Source organism: Pseudomonas sp. GZJR-8, assembly GCF_002916705.1.
Lineage (GTDB): Bacteria > Pseudomonadota > Gammaproteobacteria > Pseudomonadales > Pseudomonadaceae > Aquipseudomonas > Aquipseudomonas synxantha_A.
The window spans coordinates 144,709-162,477 of sequence record NZ_JXSI01000010.1; the positions used below are offsets into that span (position 1 = coordinate 144,709).

23 protein-coding genes are annotated in these 17,769 nt (G+C 59.4%); 13 read left to right on the plus strand and 10 right to left on the minus strand.

All coding sequences use genetic code 11. From position 1 onward, the window contains the following. Positions 1–10: 10 nt before the first annotated feature. Entirely contained in the window at positions 11–913 is a 903-nt protein-coding gene (locus TK42_RS19675) for a DMT family transporter (protein ID WP_032879555.1), read from the minus strand. 136 nt (positions 914–1,049) lie between these two features. Between TK42_RS19675 and TK42_RS19680 the strand changes: the two genes are divergently transcribed. Then, positions 1,050–1,925 carry a helix-turn-helix domain-containing protein gene (locus TK42_RS19680; RefSeq protein WP_103734940.1) on the plus strand — a complete coding sequence of 292 codons (876 nt, stop codon included), beginning with the start codon at positions 1,050–1,052 and terminating at the stop codon, positions 1,923–1,925. Positions 1,926–2,328: 403 nt separating this feature from the next. Here TK42_RS19680 and TK42_RS19685 read toward each other — a convergent pair whose 3' ends face one another. The 4 genes from TK42_RS19685 to TK42_RS19700 form a co-directional block, all read right to left on the minus strand. Further along, positions 2,329–3,240 carry an SDR family oxidoreductase gene (locus TK42_RS19685; RefSeq protein ID WP_032879553.1) on the minus strand — a complete coding sequence of 304 codons (912 nt, stop codon included), beginning with the start codon at positions 3,238–3,240 and terminating at the stop codon, positions 2,329–2,331. Between the two features lie 130 nt (positions 3,241–3,370). Beyond that, positions 3,371–4,273 (minus strand): alpha/beta fold hydrolase, encoded by a 903-nt coding sequence (locus tag TK42_RS19690; RefSeq protein WP_032879552.1) that lies wholly within the window; start codon positions 4,271–4,273, stop codon positions 3,371–3,373. Then, entirely contained in the window at positions 4,273–5,055 is a 783-nt protein-coding gene (locus TK42_RS19695) for a class II aldolase/adducin family protein (protein WP_005791271.1), read from the minus strand. The genes TK42_RS19690 and TK42_RS19695 overlap by 1 nt, the downstream gene beginning before the upstream one ends. Before the next feature lie 145 nt (positions 5,056–5,200). After that, positions 5,201–5,656 (minus strand): flavodoxin, encoded by a 456-nt coding sequence (locus TK42_RS19700; RefSeq protein ID WP_103734917.1) that lies wholly within the window; start codon positions 5,654–5,656, stop codon positions 5,201–5,203. 129 nt (positions 5,657–5,785) lie between these two features. Between TK42_RS19700 and TK42_RS19705 the strand changes: the two genes are divergently transcribed. Together TK42_RS19705 and TK42_RS19710 are read left to right on the plus strand one after the other, a co-directional pair. Next, a complete protein-coding gene (locus tag TK42_RS19705; protein WP_032879550.1) occupies positions 5,786–6,253 on the plus strand; it encodes a PAS domain-containing protein in 468 nt (155 codons plus the stop codon). Between the two features lie 58 nt (positions 6,254–6,311). Then, positions 6,312–6,917 carry a hypothetical protein gene (locus tag TK42_RS19710; RefSeq protein ID WP_032879549.1) on the plus strand — a complete coding sequence of 202 codons (606 nt, stop codon included), beginning with the start codon at positions 6,312–6,314 and terminating at the stop codon, positions 6,915–6,917. A 2-nt stretch (positions 6,918–6,919) separates the two neighbouring features. Here TK42_RS19710 and TK42_RS19715 read toward each other — a convergent pair whose 3' ends face one another. Continuing rightward, the gene (locus TK42_RS19715) at positions 6,920–7,876 is read right to left on the minus strand and encodes a MerR family transcriptional regulator (protein WP_103734918.1); all 957 of its coding nucleotides are present in this window, start codon (positions 7,874–7,876) and stop codon (positions 6,920–6,922) included. A gap of 212 nt (positions 7,877–8,088) precedes the next feature. On the opposite strand from TK42_RS19715, the gene TK42_RS19720 reads away from it, so the two are divergent. The 6 genes from TK42_RS19720 to TK42_RS19745 are packed head-to-tail and all read left to right on the plus strand — an operon-like array spanning position 8,089 to position 11,013. Beyond that, positions 8,089–8,646 carry an antibiotic biosynthesis monooxygenase gene (locus tag TK42_RS19720; RefSeq protein WP_032879547.1) on the plus strand — a complete coding sequence of 186 codons (558 nt, stop codon included), beginning with the start codon at positions 8,089–8,091 and terminating at the stop codon, positions 8,644–8,646. Between the two features lie 55 nt (positions 8,647–8,701). Next, positions 8,702–9,412: a dihydromonapterin reductase gene (folM, locus tag TK42_RS19725; protein ID WP_032879545.1), complete on the plus strand. Its 711-nt coding sequence runs from the start codon at positions 8,702–8,704 to the stop codon at positions 9,410–9,412. A 20-nt stretch (positions 9,413–9,432) separates the two neighbouring features. Then, positions 9,433–9,993 (plus strand): GTP cyclohydrolase I FolE, encoded by a 561-nt coding sequence (gene folE / locus TK42_RS19730; RefSeq protein ID WP_005791285.1) that lies wholly within the window; start codon positions 9,433–9,435, stop codon positions 9,991–9,993. 2 nt (positions 9,994–9,995) lie between these two features. Next, a complete protein-coding gene (gene folX / locus TK42_RS19735) occupies positions 9,996–10,367 on the plus strand; it encodes a dihydroneopterin triphosphate 2'-epimerase (RefSeq protein ID WP_032857710.1) in 372 nt (123 codons plus the stop codon). A gap of 15 nt (positions 10,368–10,382) precedes the next feature. After that, positions 10,383–10,679, plus strand: coding sequence for a DUF1244 domain-containing protein (locus TK42_RS19740; protein ID WP_032879544.1), 297 nt, complete (start codon positions 10,383–10,385; stop codon positions 10,677–10,679). Beyond that, positions 10,672–11,013, plus strand: a complete 342-nt coding sequence (locus TK42_RS19745) for a HopJ type III effector protein (RefSeq protein WP_148852675.1) — start codon at positions 10,672–10,674, stop codon at positions 11,011–11,013. Before TK42_RS19740 ends, TK42_RS19745 begins: the two co-directional genes overlap by 8 nt. Positions 11,014–11,136: 123 nt before the next feature. Here TK42_RS19745 and trxB read toward each other — a convergent pair whose 3' ends face one another. Then, entirely contained in the window at positions 11,137–12,099 is a 963-nt protein-coding gene (trxB, locus tag TK42_RS19750) for a thioredoxin-disulfide reductase (protein ID WP_003194076.1), read from the minus strand. Between the two features lie 294 nt (positions 12,100–12,393). On the opposite strand from trxB, the gene cysZ reads away from it, so the two are divergent. From cysZ to TK42_RS19775, 4 genes are all read left to right on the plus strand, one after another. Then, positions 12,394–13,158, plus strand: a complete 765-nt coding sequence (gene cysZ, locus TK42_RS19760; protein ID WP_103734920.1) for a sulfate transporter CysZ — start codon at positions 12,394–12,396, stop codon at positions 13,156–13,158. A gap of 54 nt (positions 13,159–13,212) precedes the next feature. Beyond that, positions 13,213–14,391, plus strand: coding sequence for a glycosyltransferase family 1 protein (locus TK42_RS19765; protein WP_032879541.1), 1,179 nt, complete (start codon positions 13,213–13,215; stop codon positions 14,389–14,391). 234 nt (positions 14,392–14,625) lie between these two features. Further along, complete coding sequence (locus TK42_RS26825) at positions 14,626–15,132, plus strand: hypothetical protein (RefSeq protein ID WP_146097888.1); 507 nt, start codon at positions 14,626–14,628, stop codon at positions 15,130–15,132. A 26-nt stretch (positions 15,133–15,158) separates the two neighbouring features. After that, positions 15,159–15,338: a hypothetical protein gene (locus tag TK42_RS19775; RefSeq protein ID WP_032879540.1), complete on the plus strand. Its 180-nt coding sequence runs from the start codon at positions 15,159–15,161 to the stop codon at positions 15,336–15,338. Positions 15,339–15,387: 49 nt separating this feature from the next. On the opposite strand, the gene TK42_RS19780 is transcribed toward TK42_RS19775, so the two are convergent. The 3 genes from TK42_RS19780 to TK42_RS19790 form a co-directional block, all read right to left on the minus strand. Further along, positions 15,388–16,491 carry an NADH:flavin oxidoreductase gene (locus TK42_RS19780; RefSeq protein WP_032879538.1) on the minus strand — a complete coding sequence of 368 codons (1,104 nt, stop codon included), beginning with the start codon at positions 16,489–16,491 and terminating at the stop codon, positions 15,388–15,390. Positions 16,492–16,710: 219 nt separating this feature from the next. Then, positions 16,711–17,193, minus strand: a complete 483-nt coding sequence (locus TK42_RS19785; protein WP_032879536.1) for a glutathione peroxidase — start codon at positions 17,191–17,193, stop codon at positions 16,711–16,713. Positions 17,194–17,294: 101 nt separating this feature from the next. Continuing rightward, complete coding sequence (locus TK42_RS19790; protein ID WP_032879534.1) at positions 17,295–17,759, minus strand: CreA family protein; 465 nt, start codon at positions 17,757–17,759, stop codon at positions 17,295–17,297. Positions 17,760–17,769 lie beyond the last annotated feature (10 nt).

A 17,769-nucleotide genomic window follows, 5' to 3' on the forward strand; every position in this document is an offset into this window, starting at 1 on the left:
GGCAACTCGGTTAAATGTGTTTCGCTTGGAAAACCGGGTTTACCGGTTTGGGTTTACGAAACACCAATACATTCCCCAACATCACCAGCACCAGCCCCACCAACGCCGGCGCCGTCCACTGGTAGCCCTCGGCGAATGCAGACACATTCAACGCCACCACCGGAAACAGCACGGTGCAATATGCCGCTTTTTCCGGCCCCATGCGGCCGACCAGGGTGAGGTAGGCGGTAAACCCAATCACCGAGCCCGGGATCACCAGGTACCACAGCGCACCGATATACCGTGCGCTCCAGTCCATCTCGAAGGGAATGCCACGCACTGCGCAATAGGTCGCCAACATGGCTGCCCCATAGGCCATGCCCCAGGCATTGGTGGTCAACGGTTTGAGCCCGGCCTTCTGTTGCAGGCTCGACAGCATATTGCCCGCCGAAAAACACAGCGTTCCCAGCAGCGCCAGGCCCAGCCCGAGTAAGGTCTGCGGGCTGGCGGTATGCCCGGCCAGTTCCGGCCAGAACAGAAAGCCCAGGCCCAGCAGCCCCAGCGCGCCGCCCGTCAATACGTTACGTGCAACCCGCTGGCCGAAAAACACCCGGGCATTCAGGGCATTCCACAAGGTCGCCGTGGAAAACACCACGGCGACCAGGCCACTGGGGATCCACTGGCTGGCGGTGAGAAAGCACATGAAGTTGACGCAGAAAAGGCACAGCCCTTGGGCCAGGCAAATCAGGTGCCCGCGGCGGTTCATCACCTGCAATTTGCGGCTGAGCAGCAACAGCGCGAACAGCACCAGCGCCGCCAGGCCGAAGCGATAGACAATCGACACGGGAATCGCCACCACGCCCAGTTGCCATTTGAGCGCGATCCAGGTGGTACCCCAAATCAGCACCGTGAGTAAGTACAAGAAGAGGTTCATAGCAGGCTCCGACGATTGAGCCACAGTGTTGCGGTTAATCGCCCTGAGGTTCTTGCACATTCTTGCGCTTTTGTCGGGTGACGGGCTCACAGCGCTCGCCGCCGGGAGTAGGATGCAAGGCGTCGGAGAACACACCATGCCAGAGCTGGAATCGCTGCACGTCTTTCAATCCCTCAACCGCTCGCCCCACGCACGCCTGGAAGCCTGCGCCGAGCTCGGTGACGGTTTGTCTGCGGCCGTGTGGAGCAACCACCACGATGCCCAGGACTATCAGGCGCCCAGCCATCACACCTTGTCCTGCTATATCGGCGGCGGCACTGGCACCTTTCGTCGCGACCGACCGGGTACCAAGGGCGGCCCCGACAAATTGTGCATTCTGCCGGCCGAGCACCAGTCGGCGTGGGTGATCAATGGCGAGATTCGCCTAGCCCACGTGTATTTTAGCCCGGAGCAATTTGCCCTCGGCTGCGTCACCCTGCTGGACCGCGAGCCGCGGGAATTGCAGTTGCGTGAGACGACCTTCCTTGAAGACGCCCGCCAGGCCCGGCGCTTTCACCAGCTGATTAGCCTCAACTGGCTCGAACCCGCAGAGCGCTTGCTGACCAGCAGCCTGGCCCATGAGTTGCTCAGCCACACCCTGCTCAACCAGGTCGGCGTACGCGAGGGCCTGCGCCTCAAAGGCGGGCTGGCGGCGCACCAACGGCGGCGTCTGGTGGAGTACATCGACCACCATGTCGAAGACCCCATCAGCCTCGGCCAGTTGGCATCGATGTGCGCGCTGTCGGAATACCATTTCGCCCGGATGTTCCGTCAGAGTTTCGGCGTGCCGCCCCATCAATACCTGCTGGCACGCCGTCTGGCGCGGGCGCAGACCCTGCTGCGCAGCAGCACGCTGCCCCTGGGTGAGGTGGCTTTGAGGTGCGGTTTTTCCAGCGCCAGCCATTTCAACCAGCGCTTTCGCCAAGCCTTGGGGGCCACCCCGGGCGAATACCGCCAGGCATTACGCGCCTAGGCCATCAAGCCCAGCGTCGTCGCCTTGGCCACCGCCTGTGGCGTGAAGATTGCGCATGAATGGGGTGGATAGGGCGTTATCAGAAGAGTCGATGAACGCCGCACAACTGTTGCGTAATTGGTAACAGTCCTTGTCCTGAACTGCTATTACTCATTTTGTTACAAGCGACTATTCTTACCTCGCTTTCAGGGCAAATGGCCCGCTCCCTGCTGGGGGAGAACAGCAGATTTACAACGGATTGATCCCGTATTCAGTCTGTTACCGGTGTTCACTGACGTTGATTTGTCGCTCCTTGATCCAACGTCTTACTTCGGCCGCTGCTTATGCAGCGGCCTTTTTTATGCCTGAAATAAAAAGGGGCGTCATCGACGCCCCGCGAGATTCAGTGATGTTCCGGCAATGATCAGAGGCTGAACTTCTGCAAGTTGGCCATCATCTCCTTCAATGCCTCGATATTGTCCTTGGGATGTGCAGCACCTTCGAAATCACAGATCTGCTGCCAATGCGCCGCCACTTCGTCCGGCGAGAAGCCCGCTTCGGGATCAAACCCCACCCCCAGGCTGCGCTCCCAACGGGTCTTGCCGATCCAGCCGCCACCCACTTCGAACAACCCTGAAGTTTCCTGGCAGGCTTCACTGCCCAAATACACCACCAACGGGCTGACCAGTTCCGGCTTGAGCCGCTCGAATACCTGGGGCGGGATCAGCCCTTCGGTCATGCGCGTACCTCCGGTAGGGGCGATGGCGTTGACCAGGATATTGTTCTTGCGCCCTTCCAGCGCCAGGGTGCGGGTCAACCCATACAGGCCCAGCTTGGCCATGCCGTAGTTTGACTGGCCGAAGTTGCCGTAGATGCCTGACGTGGAGGCGGTGAAGATCACCCGACCATAACCTTGCTCGCGCAGATGGGGCCAGGCGGCACGCGTAACCTTGTAGGCGCCTTCGACGTGCACCCGGTAAACCAGATCCCAGTCGCTGTCGTCCATCTTGTGGAAAGTCTTGTCGCGCAGGATCCCGGCGTTGTTGACTACCACGTCGATCCGGCCGAAGACATCCAGAGCGTTCTGTACGATCTTGTCACCGTCGGTGACCGAATCATGGTTGGCCTCGGCAATGCCGCCTGCCGCGCGAATCTCTGCTACCACCCGGTCGGCCGCCGAGGCGTTGGCGCCCTCGCCCTGGGTGGAGCCACCCAGGTCATTGACCAGCACTTTGGCTCCGTGCCTGGCGAACAGCAGTGCATGAGCACGGCCCAGGCCACCGCCGGCACCGGTGACGATCACGACCTTATCCTGGAACTGCACTGATTCACTCATACCGAACTCCGCTGGCGACAATGGGAATAGGCAGAGTGTCACGCACAGCGCCTTTGGTCACAATAAAGACGGCCGAGGCTGAATGGTGCTCGATAAGGCAGCAGGATGATACCCGCTGGAGAAGCCAGGCTCAGGAATAGACCGCTTGCGGCGAAGGCTGGCCGATGCGATCACGAAAGGCCTGGTAATGCCTGAGCACCTGCACCGGCGCCTCGATCTGCGGGTAATGGCCGATATCGGCCAGCAATACCGTGTCGGCGTGGGGCACCAGTTGCTCAAAGCGCTCGACCATATGGCCGCCGGAAATCGGGTCCACCTCGCCGTCGATCACCCGCATCGGCACGCTGCCGTGCTGCATGGCGGCCACCCAGCGATCACGCAGGCGTCGACGCTGGGGAATGTAGGCGATCAGTTTGTGCAGGATACGCGGCCCGTCGTTGCAACTGATCAGACTCCAGAAATCATCCAGAGCGCTTTCACTGGGCCGCGTTCGCGGGCCGAATATCTGGCTGAAACTGCTGGCCAGGGCATTGCGCCCATAAGCCCGGCCGATCATCCAGCCCAACGGGCTGAGCAATAACTTTTGCACCAGGGTGGGACGGTGGGTTTCCGGGAACAGCCCGCCGTTGAGAAATACGCAACTGGCCATCTGGAAGCGGCCTTCGTAATGCCGGGCAAGTAACTCCTGGGCGACACTGTCGCCATAGTCATGGGCCAACACATGCACCGGCTGCTCCACTCCCAGGTGTTCAAGCAACGCCTGTTGCAAGTCGGCTTGCTCCAACAGGCAATAGTCGTGGTTCAGGGGCTTGGCCGAGTCACCAAAACCGAGCATGTCGCAGGCAATCACCAGATTGCGCTGGGCCAGGGGCTGCCACAGGTAATGCCAATCCCAACTGGCGGTGGGGAAGCCATGAATAAGCAGCAGAGGCGTGCCCTGCCCGGCCACCCAGTAACGCAGGGTACGGCCACGAAAGACGAAGTCCTGGCCGCGTTTGCGCCAGGCTCTGAGCGGTATCTCGGCGAGTGGCATCAGCTTTTATACCCGGGGTTCTGGTGGTCCAATTTGCGCAGCAGCGCCGGCCAGGCCAGCGCACCTCCCATACCTTGGGCGCTTTTTGTGACAGCCGCCACCATCGCCTTGGCGCCAGCCAGGATTTGCGGCTCGATGGCAATCAGCTGCGCTGCGCCGTTTTGCGCCAGCACCTGGATCTCGCAGGCGCGCTGGAAGGTGAACATCATCAGGAAGGTATCGGCGATAGTGCCAGCACAGGTCAGCAAGCCGTGGTTATGCAGCATGAGGAAATTGTTTTGCCCCAGGTCCGCCTGCAAACGGGCTTTTTCCTCGTGGTTCAGCGCTACGCCTTCGTAGGCGTGATAGCCGAGGCTGGACAGCACAAACAGCGACTGCTGACTGATGGGCAATACGCCTTGCTTTTGTGCGCAAACCGCCACACCGGCAGCGGTGTGGGTATGCAACACGCAGGTCACGTCATGACGCACTTCGTGGATGGCGCTGTGGATGGTATAGCCCGCGGGGTTGATCTCGTAGGGGCTGTCCATTTGCTTGTTGCCGGCCTGGTCAACCTTGACCAGGCTTGAGGCCGTGATTTCGTGGAACATCAGCCCATAAGGGTTGATCAGGAAATCTTCCGTGCCCGGCACCTTGGCGGAAATATGCGTGAAGATCAGATCATCCCAACCATGCATCGCCACCAGGCGATAACAGGCCGCCAGGTCAACGCGGGTTTGCCATTCGGCAGCACTGACCTGGGCTTTGATGTTTTCTGGCGATGATGCAGGGGCTAGGCTCACGGCAACGTCCTCCTTGGCGCACTTGTTATTGTGTCTAAGTGAGAGCCAGTCTAGTCAGACGCCGTGGCACAAGGAGTTGCCTTCGCAGCCAGCTTGATGACTGAGCGAGTCAGCCAAGAGAATAGTACAACGGCCGCCCCTTCGCTCAACCGCGCAGCGCGACGACCAGTTCAGCCAGCCAAGGCTCGGCGTCGGCTTCCGGGGTCACGCTTTCGCTGGCGTCCAGGCGCAGCATCGGCAGCACTTCACGCACGCCCAACTCGCCGAACAGTTCGCGTATTTGCTCGCCGCCACCGCAGAACGTATCGCCATAGCTGGCGTCACCCAGGCCGATGACCGCGCCCGGCAGCCCGCGCCAGGCGGCGGGGAGTTGGTCGCGAATGCTTGAGTACAGCAGTTGCAGATTATCGGGCAACTCGCCCATGCCGGTGGTCGAGGTCACCGCAAGGAACGCATCGGGAGCAAACGCCTGCACCTCGCCCAGGCTGGCGCGAGGGTTGTGCCAGGCTTCAAAACCGGCGTCCTTGAGGATTTTTTCCGCATGGCGAGCGACTTCTTCAGCCGTACCGTAGACCGAGCCGGAAAGGATGGCGACTTTCATCAATCTGATCCTGTAGTTGAGTCAAAGCCTGGGATATTAGCAGTCTGTGCCGATAATTCAGCGCGCAGCGTGCAAGAATCAAGACTTGCCTTAAACTTGCACCGTCAAACACAAGCCATGGACCGCTCAATGATTAACGCCAAGCTGCTGCAAATGGTCGTCAATGCCTCAAACGATGGGATCGTCGTTGCCGAGCGTGAGGGCAAGGACAAACCGCTGATCTACGTCAACCCTGCGTTCGAACGCCTGACCGGCTACACCCTGGACGAGATCCTTTATCAGGACTGCCGCTTCCTCCAGTCCGGTGACCGTGACCAGCCGGCACTGATGGCCATTCGTGAAGCCCTCGACAACGGCGGCGCATGTCGCGAGATCCTGCGTAACTACCGCAAGGACGGCACTCACTTCTGGAATGAGCTGTCACTTTCGACGGTGTACAACGAGGCGGACAGGCAAACGTATTTCGTCGGTGTGCAAAAAGACGTCACCACTCAAGTCAAGGCGCAGCAACGCGTCGCCCAGTTGGAAACGCAGTTGGCCGAGCTTAAAAACGAGCTCGCGGCGCTCAAGGCGACGAGTGGAATTAACAAACTGTAAAAAACCCAGTCTTTAGAGCGATAATGGCTTTTTAATGCCTCAGCCTTGAGCTAGATCAATGCACCGCGACACGCTTTTGACGCAGGACGAACTGGACTTTATCCAGGACATGCAGCACAACCCGCAGCTCAATCTGCGGGATGCGTGGTCGAGCCTGACGGTTAATGGCGGCGCGCAGATTCGTGATTTGCTCACGCGGCTGGCCGCTCACGACCAAGTCACCATCCAGGCCCAGTTCGACAACCAGCAGCTCACCTTCCCCCTGCGCTTGGTGGAAGATGAGTTTCATGCGGTGCATCTGCGCCTGGGCGTGCCGAGCATTTTCGAAGACGGGCCGATGATCCGCCCGTGGCGCCTGGCCCTTGAAGCGCCCGTGGCGTTGGAAAACGTCAAGGGCTACCCCAGTGCATTGTGGGTGCACGAAGTATCATTCAAGGGTGTACTGGTAGAAGTGCGCGGCCGGGCGAAACCGCCCAAGACCTTTTCCCTGTGGTTCAGCCCTTCCGGCTACGAACGTATCGCGCTTCGCGGCACGCTGGAGCGGGAAACTGCCCGAGGCCTGTTCGCTTACCGCCTGAGCCAGAGTGATGCAGATGAGACCGAGCGCCTGCGCCAGTTCATTCTGCACCAGCACCGCCTGGTTCATCCCCACGTGCACGCCTGAGTTCAGGTATCCAGGTGACCACTGAGAAACTGCTGCAAGCGGCGCTGCATCAAACGTCCGTCATTGCCCAGGCAACCTATCGATGAGCCTGCCAGGCTGTGCTCGGCGAGGTCCGAGGCATCGCCAGCCAACAGCAACGGGCAATTGAGCGTCAATGCCAGGCGACTGAGCCGCGAAGGCAGTTCTGCACCGGGAGAATGGTTGGAAAACAGCACCAGGGCTTGTGGCCGAGTTCTCTCGCAGACCAGCGTCAACTCATCGAGCGGTTGGCCAACACCCAGGACTTTTACCGCGAGCTTGTCGCTGGATATCAATAAACCCGCGACCAATAGTTCCAGCTCACGACACTCGCCGGCAATGGCGGCCAGCAACACCCTCGGTGCCGGTGAAGCACACGCCAATTGCAGCCGTTGAGCGGTGCGCGAACGCAGGAAGTTGTCGAAAAACAGCCATTCGCTGGCTTGGCCAAAACGCCCCTGGTGACGCAGCAGTTGCTGCCAGAGGGGCATCATGATGTCCTGAAATACGACGGTGGTTGAATAAGCGCTGAAGATTTGTCCGTACAACTGCCCCAGTTCACGATCATCAAAAGCGCTGATGGCCACCCGCAGTTGCGCCTGCCACTGCTGCCATTCCAGTTCGATATCGCTGCGTGACGCCGTGGCCAGCTCGCCGGGCCGTTGATCACGCGCCAGGATCTTGCCCACTTTGCTCACCGCTACGCCGCGTTCGATCCAGTCAAGAATGCGATGAACCGTGTCGATATCGATGCTTGAGTACAGCCGATGCCCACTTTCGGTGCGAACGGGCCGAATCAAGCCATAGCGACGCTCCCAGGCACGTAAAGTCACCGGGTTAACGCCTGTAAGTCTTGCCACTTCACGAATTGGAAACAGCACTTCGGCGTCAGCGTGACTATCAGGTGATGCTTCAAGAGACGGAGCAATGATTTGGGGCATCAGCTGTCAGCAATATCCATATAGATTTGTATCTTATTTAACGCCCATTGATGCCCATGATTCAAGATCTACGGCGATCCATCCGAAGTTTCTGGCGTATTTCGGCAAAACAGGAATAATCCTTGCCTGTTTTTTACGTCGCTGCAGCACCCCGCAGCCTCGTTCGTGCGCCGCTTACCCGGCCCCGCGCACTCGATACCTGGAGATACACCATGTCTACCTCACCCGTCACGTTGATGGTTGCGCGCCGCGTCGCCAAAGGTCGCTACGAAGAATTGATGGCTTGGCTGCGCGAAGGCGAGCAATTGGCCACTGACTTCCCGGGTTACCTGGGTTCCGGCGTACTCGCCCCGCCACCCCATGATGATGAGTTCCAGATCATCTTCCGCTTCGCCGATGAGAAAACCCTGCACGCCTGGGAATTTTCCGCCTCGCGCAGCGCCTGGCTGAGTCGCGGAAGCGAGCTGTTTGCCAACCCTTGCGAGCGTCGTGTCAGCGGTATCGATGGCTGGTTTGGTGCCGTAGGGGCACGCCCGCCGCGCTGGAAACAGGCGGTCGCGATTTGGCTGGCGTTCTTCCCGGTGTCATTGTTGTTCAACTTCGGTCTCGGCCCGCTGCTTGGCGAGTTGGACCTGTTCAGCCGTGTACTGGTCAGCACCGCCGCCCTGACGCCGCTGATGGTTTACCTCTTTATTCCGCTCTCGACGCATCTGTTGGCGAACTGGCTGCACCCCTCGCCACCGCGCAAAGTCACCGAAGCCGCCGTATGAGCACAGGGGCCGGGTCGCTGGTATAGTTTGCGTCTGCCAGCGACTTGAGCCTCCCATGATTGCAACCCACGCACCGATCCTGATCACCGGTGCCGGCCAGCGCGTCGGCCTGCATTGTGCTGAGCGCCTGTTGGATGATGGCTACTCGGTGATTTTCAGTTACCGCAGCGAACGCCCAGGTGTGCAGGCGCTACGTGAACGAGGGGCCATCGGCGTATTTGCCGACTTTTCCAGCGAAGCCGGGATTCTTGCCTTCATCGCGCAGCTGCAAACCCATACCCAAAGCCTGCGTGCGATCATCCACAATGCTTCGGCCTGGGTCGCAGAAACACCGGGCGACGAAAGCCGCGCGTTTATCGATATGTTCAGCGTACACATGCTTGCGCCGTACCTGATCAACCTGCATTGTTCACCCTTGCTGCAACGCTCGACACCTGCCGATATCGTGCACATCAGCGATGACGTGGTGCGCAAGGGCAGCCGTCAGCACATCGCCTATTGCGCCACCAAGGCCGGCCTCGACAGCCTCACGCTATCGTTTGCCGCGCAGTTCGCGCCGCTGATCAAGGTCAACGGTATCGCGCCGGCCATGGTGATGTTCAACGAAGGCGACGACGCGGCCTATCGCGCCAAGGTCCTGGCCAAGTCGGCCCTGGGCATCGAGCCCGGGCCTGAGGTGATCTACCAGAGCGTGCGTTACCTGCTGGACAACCCCTATGTCACCGGTACCACCCTGACCGTCAACGGCGGGCGGCATATCAAGTAAGCCGTTTGCGAGGATGTTGTATGACCCTTTCCCTGCCCCACCACTACCGCGAAATCCTCAAGGGCCTGGGCGAAGACCCAGAGCGCGAGGGCCTGCTCGACACGCCCAAGCGTGCCGCCAAGGCCATGCAGTACCTGTGTCATGGCTACGCGCAGAACCTGGAAGAAATCGTCAACGGCGCGCTGTTCGCCTCCGACAATGACGAGATGGTGATCCTCAAGGACATCGAGTTGTACTCGTTGTGCGAGCATCACCTGCTGCCCTTTATCGGCAAGGCGCACGTGGCCTATATTCCGACCGGCAAGGTGCTGGGCCTGTCTAAACTGGCGCGCATCGTCGACATGTTTGCCCGGCGCCTGCAGATCCAGGAAAACCTTACGCGGCAAATCGCCGACGCCATCCAGGACGTGACCCAGGCCGCCGGCGTGGCGGTGGTGATCGAAGCCAAGCACATGTGCATGATGATGCGCGGCGTAGAGAAACAGAATTCAACCATGAACACCTCAGTGATGCTCGGCGCCTTCCGCGAATCGAACACCACGCGCATGGAGTTCCTGCAATTGATTGGACGGAGCAAGTAGCAATGCCACAACTTCAACCAGGCATGGCGCGCATCCGGGTCAAAGACCTGTGCCTGCGCACTTTTATTGGCATCAACGAGGACGAAATCCTCAACAAGCAGGATGTGCTGATCAACCTGACCATCCTGTATGCCGCCCAGGACGCCGTGCGCGACAACGATATCGACCACGCTTTGAACTACCGCACCATCACCAAGGCGATCATCGCCCATGTGGAAGGCAACCGCTTCGCCCTGCTGGAGCGCCTGACCCAGGAATTGCTGGACCTGGTGATGAGCAACGAATCGGTGTTGTACGCCGAGGTGGAAGTCGACAAGCCCCACGCGCTGCGCTTTGCCGAGTCGGTTTCGATCACTCTAGCCGCCAGCCGCTGATACTAAGTGAGCCCTATGAACGACCAACAACGCCTCGAACTTGAAGCCGCCGCCTTTCGCCGATTGGTGGCCCATCTGGATAGCCGCAAGGATGTGCAGAATATCGACCTGATGAACCTGGCCGGCTTTTGCCGCAACTGCCTGTCCAAGTGGTACAAGGCCGAGGCCGATGAGCGCCAGATCGAGGTCAGCCTCGATGACGCCCGTGAAGTGGTGTACGGCATGCCGTACGCCGAGTGGAAAGCCCAATACCAGCAAGAAGCCAACGCCGACCAACAGGCCGCGTTCGCCAAAGGAAAACCCCATGACTGATCTGAACACCCTGCGCGCCAGCCTCAACAGTGGCGAACACGTCTTTGCCGACACCCTGGCCTTTATCGCCGACGGTTACGACTACCAGCCACAAGCGTTCACCAATGGCGATGTGGAAAACGCTGCTGGGCAGAACGAAGGTTCGTGCAAGACCCTGGGTTTGGCGTTGCTGGAAGGCTTGAGCGATCAGGAAGCGTTGCTGGCGTTTGGCGAGCATTACCGGTCGGTGGTGGCGACGCCTGAGGGCAGTGACCATGGCAATATTCGGGCGTTGATTGCCCATGGGTTGGATGGGGTAAAATTTGCCGCGCAGCCCCTGGCTCGCAAATCCTGAGTCAAATACATATCCAAATGTGGGAGGGGGCTTGCTCCCGATAGCAGGTTTCAGCCAAGTATTAGTTGGCTGACACACCGCTATCGGGAGCAAGCCCCCTCCCACATTTTTTTGCAGCGTTGTTTAGAACGAAGCGTCCTTCAAACCATCGAGGTAGCGCTCGGCATCCAGGGCCGCCATGCAACCGGCGCCGGCCGAGGTGATGGCCTGGCGGTAGACGTGGTCAGCCACGTCGCCGGCAGCGAAAATGCCTTCGATGTTGGTCGCGGTAGCATTGCCTTCGCGGCCGCCCTGCACCACCAGGTAGCCATCTTTGGCTTCCAGCACGCCTTCGAACAGCGAGGTGTTCGGGGTGTGGCCGATGGCGATGAATACACCGTCGACTTTCAATTCGTCGAAGCTGCCATCGTTGTTCTTCAGGCGCGCACCGGTCACGCCCATGTTGTCGCCCAGGACTTCATCCAGGGTGGCGTTGAGCTTGAGGATGATCTTGCCTTCTGCCACACGGGCATGCAGCTTGTCGATCAGGATCTTCTCGGCGCGGAAGGTCTCGCGACGGTGAACCAGGGTCACAGTGCTGGCGATGTTGGCCAGGTACAGCGCCTCCTCCACAGCGGTGTTACCACCACCGACCACAGCGACCGGCTTGTTGCGGTAGAAGAAACCGTCGCAGGTAGCGCAGGCCGAAACCCCCTTGCCCATGAACGCTTCTTCCGATGGCAGGCCCAGGTAACGAGCACTGGCACCGGTGGCGATGATCAGGGCGTCACAAGTGTAGACGCCACTGTCGCCGGTCAGGCTGTAAGGCTTCTTGGAGAAGTCGACCTTGTTGATGTGATCAAACACGATCTCGGTTTCAAAGCGCTCGGCGTGCTCTTTCATACGCTCCATCAGCACCGGGCCGGTCAGTCCGTGGACATCGCCCGGCCAGTTGTCGACTTCGGTGGTGGTGGTCAACTGACCGCCCGCCTGCATGCCGGTGATCAGCAGCGGCTTGAGGTTGGCCCGGGCAGCATAGACGGCAGCGCTGTAACCGGCAGGGCCGGAACCGAGAATAATCACTCGCGAATGGCGGGTATCAGACATGACTCGCTCCTATCGACCGCCCGGACTACAAGGCGGCTGGAATAAAAAAGGGACCACGAAGCACTTGGGGAAGGCTTGAACTCGCAGGCCCTGAAAATAATGGGTGCAGCGTATCGAGGGGGGCAAGATTAAGGAAATACGGAATAACAATCCAGCTCATAGGTGGTCTCTATGCAGTCGGCCCGATTAATCGACGCCATTGCTCCCCCTAATGTTACTGATGATGTCGCCGCTTTCGCCCACGATACAAAGCCGGTAAGGTCGGCGCGTTCGTCATCCTGCTCGGAGTTCACCATGCCCGCCCCCGCTCTTTCCGGTGCGCAATACCTGCGTGAAGGCCTCAAACTGGTGTTGAGCCCCGGCTTGCGCTTGTTTGTGCTGCTGCCGCTGGCGATCAACCTGGTGCTGTTCGTCGGCTTGATCTATTTCGCCGGCCATCAGTTCAGCCTGTGGGTCGACCATCTGATGCCGACGCTGCCCAGTTGGCTGAGTTTTCTGAATTACCTGTTGTGGCCATTGTTTGTGGTGTTGGTGGTGCTGATGGTGTTTTTCACCTTCACCATGCTCGCCAATATCATCGCAGCGCCGTTCAACGGCTTTCTCTCGGAGAAGGTTGAAGTGGTGGTGCGCGGCACCGATGACTTTCCGGCGTTCAGCTGGGGTGAGTTGATCGCCATGGTGCCGCGTACTCTGGCCCGGGAAATGCGCAAGCTGGGCTACTTCCTGCCACGAGCTATCGGACTGTTTATCCTGTCGTTCATTCCAGTGGTCAACCTGATCGCTGCGCCGCTGTGGTTGCTCTTTGGCGTATGGATGATGGCAATCCAGTACATCGACTACCCGGCCGACAACCACAAACTGGGCTGGAACGAGATGCTCGCCTGGCTGCGCCAGAAGCGCTGGCAGAGCATGAGCTTCGGCGGCGTTGTCTATCTGGTGCTGCTGGTGCCGGTGGTCAACCTGCTGATGATGCCGGCGGCAGTCGCCGGGGCGACGTTGTTCTGGGTGCGTGAGCAAGGTGCCGAGGCGATGACGCAGCAAGCCGTGACCCCGTCATAAATCCATCATCACTCAGACACAATGGCGACATGGCCCGCGGTGACACTGTGGGTCATGACGACAGCCTCGCTTCACATCACCCTCATTACCGAAACCTTCCCGCCGGAAATCAACGGCGTGGCCAATACCCTTGGCCGCCTGTGCGAGGGTTTGCGCTCGCGTGGTCATCAGGTCGAACTGGTGCGTCCACGCCAGGGCGCTGATCAGAGCCGACCGAGTGACGATCAACTGCTGCTGTGCCGCGGCTGGCCATTACCCGGTTACCCAGGGCTGCAATGGGGCCAATCGTCGATGCGCAAACTGCTCAGACGCTGGAGCCGCCAGCGCCCGGACGTGTTGTATATCGCCACCGAAGGGCCGTTGGGTTTATCCGCTCTGCGTGCGGCGCGGCGTTTGGGAATCAGTGTTGTCAGCGGCTTTCATACCAACTTCCAGCAGTATTCGAACCAGTACGGCTTGAGCCTGCTCAGTCGCATGGTCACCCATTACCTGCGCTGGTTTCACAACCGATCGAGCCTGACCCTGGTACCAAGCGCCAGTCAGCGCCTGGAACTGGAGCGTCGGCATTTTGAGCGCCTGGGGATGTTGGCCAGAGGCGTCGACAGCCAATTGTTCCACCCCGCCAAACGCGACAGCGCTCTGCGGGAAAGCTGGGCATTGAATAATGAGCAAATCGCAGTGCTGCATGTAGGGCGGCTGGCCCAGGAAAAGAACCTGGGCCTGCTCAAGCGCTGTTTCGAGACCTTGCAGAACAGATACCCCTTGCGTCAGATGAAACTGATCATCGTCGGTGATGGACCACAACGAGCAATGCTGGAAAAGGACCTTCCCGAAGCAATTTTCTGCGGTGCCTTGCGCGGTGAAGAACTGGCTCGTCATTACGCGTCCGGCGATGTGTTCCTGTTCCCCAGCCTGACCGAAACCTTTGGCAATGTGGTACTGGAGGCCATGGCGTCAGGGTTGGGGGTGGTGGCCTACGACCAGGCTGCCGCCACACAGCATATTCGTCACGGCTACAACGGGGTGCTGGCGATGCCGGGTGACGAAAATGCGTTTTGCGACGCCGCCAATTGGCTGCTGGAGGACGCGGAAAGTTTACGCCGTATGCGCCTCAATGCGCGTCAACACGCGAGCCGCCAGGGCTGGCCAGCGATTGTCGAACAGTTCGAGCAGCAGTTACGAGGTGTGTGTGGGGAACATTTTATCGTCCCAACACAGCCGCACGCAGGCTGAAGACTCAGCAATGACTGTAAGTCACTTCACCTGCCTGACAGACGAGCCCCCGAGTAATGGCCCAGGCGTTAGGCTTTTTCGCGCCAGAGCGCCTGAATAAGCGCCCCCACACAGGATATTTCTGGAACGCTGCAGGATTTATCACCACCCACATGACACCTGTCTTATCAGGGGTGTCTTTTACAGATCGCACCCAAGAGGCAGGCATTCATGATGGAAACTTAAGAGATAACTATGTCGACACTGATAAACGAATCCATGGTTCCACGGTACCCGACTACCGATACCTTCAGCCAGAGGCCTACGGGGCCCGACAATGGCTGGTACCGCCCGCAGCAACCCCCACGTCCCGACTACGGCTGGCATCGCCCGCAGCAACCTACACGTCCCGACTACGGCTCGCATCGCCCGCAGCAACCTACACGTCCCGACTATGGCTGGCATCGTCCGCAGCAACCCTCACAACCCGATTACGGCTGGCATCGTCCGCAGCAACCCACACAACCCGACTATGGCTGGCATCGTCCGCAGCAACCCTCACAACCCGATTATGGCTGGCATCGTCCGCAGCACCCCACACAACCCGATTATGGCTGGCATCGTCCGCAGCAACCCTCACAACCCGATTACGGCTGGCATCGTCCACATCAGCCCACACGCCCCGACTACGGCTCGCATCGTCCACAGCAACCCACACATCCATACGACCAAACCCTGACGCAGCCAGTACGCCCCTATTGATCAGCCAACCCCAGGAGATACGGAACATGTCAATTTATGGAATGGGTGTACGCAATGGTGTCAACATGCCAACCGCGCAATGGACCCAGCAGCAACAATGGCTGGATCAAGCCCGTGCTGAACCGCCAATCTACGGCCAGCCTGGCCATAAAGACACGCTCAAGACTGATCACAGTAAAGAGTTGAATAAGCGACCAGAGTATTAATCGCTAAAGAGAAGAAACTCCCTGTGACGCTCACAGGGAGTCCAGCCTTTTACACCAGAGTGGTCAACGCGTCGCGACTGAAGGGCAAGATGTCCCCTTCACGCCCTTCGCGCACCTTCACGGCCCAATCAGGATCCACCAGCAGCGCACGCCCTACGGCCACCAGGTCGAACTCATCGTTATTCAGGCGCTCCAGCAGCTTTTCGAGGCTGGCAGGTTGCGCGACCTTGTCGGTGTTGACCATAAATTGCAGGAACTCGCCATCCAGGCCAACACTGCCCACGGTGATAGTCGGCTTACCCGTGAGCTGACGCGTCCAGCCAGCCAGGTTGAGGTCGGAGCCTTCAAACTCCGGCTCCCAGAAACGGCGAGTGGAGCAGTGGAAAATATCTACGCCGGCCTCAGCCAATGGCTTGAGGAACTCACCCAGCGCCTCAGGGGTTTGCACCAGGCGTGCGGTGTAGTCCTGCTGCTTCCACTGCGAGAAACGCAGGATGATCGGAAAATTCGGCCCTACAGCAGCACGGGTGGCCTCGATCAGCTCAATGGCAAAGCGCGAACGGTTGGCTAGGCTGCCACCGTATTCGTCGGTGCGCTGGTTGCTGCCCTCCCAGAAGAATTGATCCACCAGGTAACCGTGGGCGCCATGGATTTCTACACCGTCCATGCCGATCGCCTGGGCGTCACTGGCAGCTTGGGCGAAGGCGTTGATCACGTCCCTGATGTCCTGTTGCGTCATACCGTGCACAACCACGTTGCCGTCCTTGAGCTTTTCCATCGGGCCATAAGCAGGCACGCTGGCATCAGGCTCGGTGCCAATACGGCGCACGCTACCCACATGCCACAACTGCGGGACAATCTTGCCGCCTTCGGCGTGTACCGCGTCGACCACTTTCTTCCAGCCGGCCAGCGCGGCCTCACCGTAGAAATGCGGGACGTTGGGGTAGCCGTTGGACGCCCGGTGATCGACCACGGTGCCTTCAGTGATGATCAGGCCCACACCGGCCGCCGCACGACGACGGTAGTACTCGATGACCTTGGAGTTGGGTACACCACCCGGAGAGAACGAACGGGTCATGGGCGCCATGACCACGCGGGTCGACAGTTGCAGTCCACCGAGTTGGAAGGGTTTGAACAAGGCTTGGACAGGCATGGAGCACTCCACCAGGACGGGATTTATGACGCGGATAATATGGCGAGTGTGCAGCGCTTAGTAGCACTATTGATCTGGGTGATTAAAGGGGTAGAAGTAGCCGAATACCTGTAGGAGCGAGCTTGTTCGCGAAGAATCCGGGAACACGCGTTAAGTCAGGATCAACGCGTTATCGTTGGCGATCTTCGCGAGCAAGCTCGCTCCTACAGTGGGTGTGTTTCAGCTCAGGGCTTTTTCGATGGCCTGCATGATAGTCGGGTCGTCCGGGGACGTACGCGGCGAGAAGCGCGCGAGTACCCGGCCATCTTTACCCAACAGGAATTTCTCGAAGTTCCAGGTGATGTCCCCTGGAAACTCGGCGCCCTCACCTGCCAGCAAGCGGTACAGCTGATGACGATCCGGGCCGTTGACCTCGAGCTTGCTGCCCAGGGGAAAACTCACCCCGTAGTTCAGGCTGCAGAACTCGCGGATCTCTTGTTCGGTCCCCGGTTCCTGGCCTGCAAACTGATTGCACGGCAAGCCGAGCACCGTGAATCCCTGGTCCCTGTATTGCTGGTAGAGGTTTTCCAACGCCGCGTATTGCGGGGTCAAACCACATTTGGACGCCACATTGACCACCAGCACAACCTGGCCCTTGAAGGGCGCCAGCGGTAGCTCTTGTCCGTCCAGGGCTTTGAGTTTCAGATCGTGGAAAGCACTCATGACGAACTCCAGATATCCCATATTCTTTGCATTGCAGCTCTCGGAGCTTACAACCGGCGAGTCTTCAATCATAGACGCCGGTGACAAAACTCGCCTGCAGGTTACTGAGCGGTCGGCCAGGGCAGAATCGGAATCGCCGTCACCGCGTTCTGCGGGCTGCCTTCGATCAGGCGGTCGCTGTAGACCAGATACACCAGGGTATTGCGCTTCTTGTCGAGGAAACGCACCACCTGCATGGTCTTGAACACCAGGGAGGTGCGTTCCTTGAAGACTTCGTCCCCGTCCTTGAGTTCGCCCTTGAAATGGATCGGGCCAACCTGGCGGCAGGCAATCGAGGCCTCAGCGCGGTCTTCGGCCAGGCCCAGGCCGCCTTTGACGCCGCCGGTCTTGGCACGCGACAGGTAGCAGGTCACGCCGTCAACCTTGGGGTCGTCAAACGCTTCGACCACAATCCGGTCATTAGGGCCGACAAACTTGAACACCGTCGAGACTTGGGCGATTTCTTCCGCCGAGGCCAGCAGTGGCATGAGCAATAACAGGCCGAGTAATCCCTTCATTACACGCATCGGGTATTCC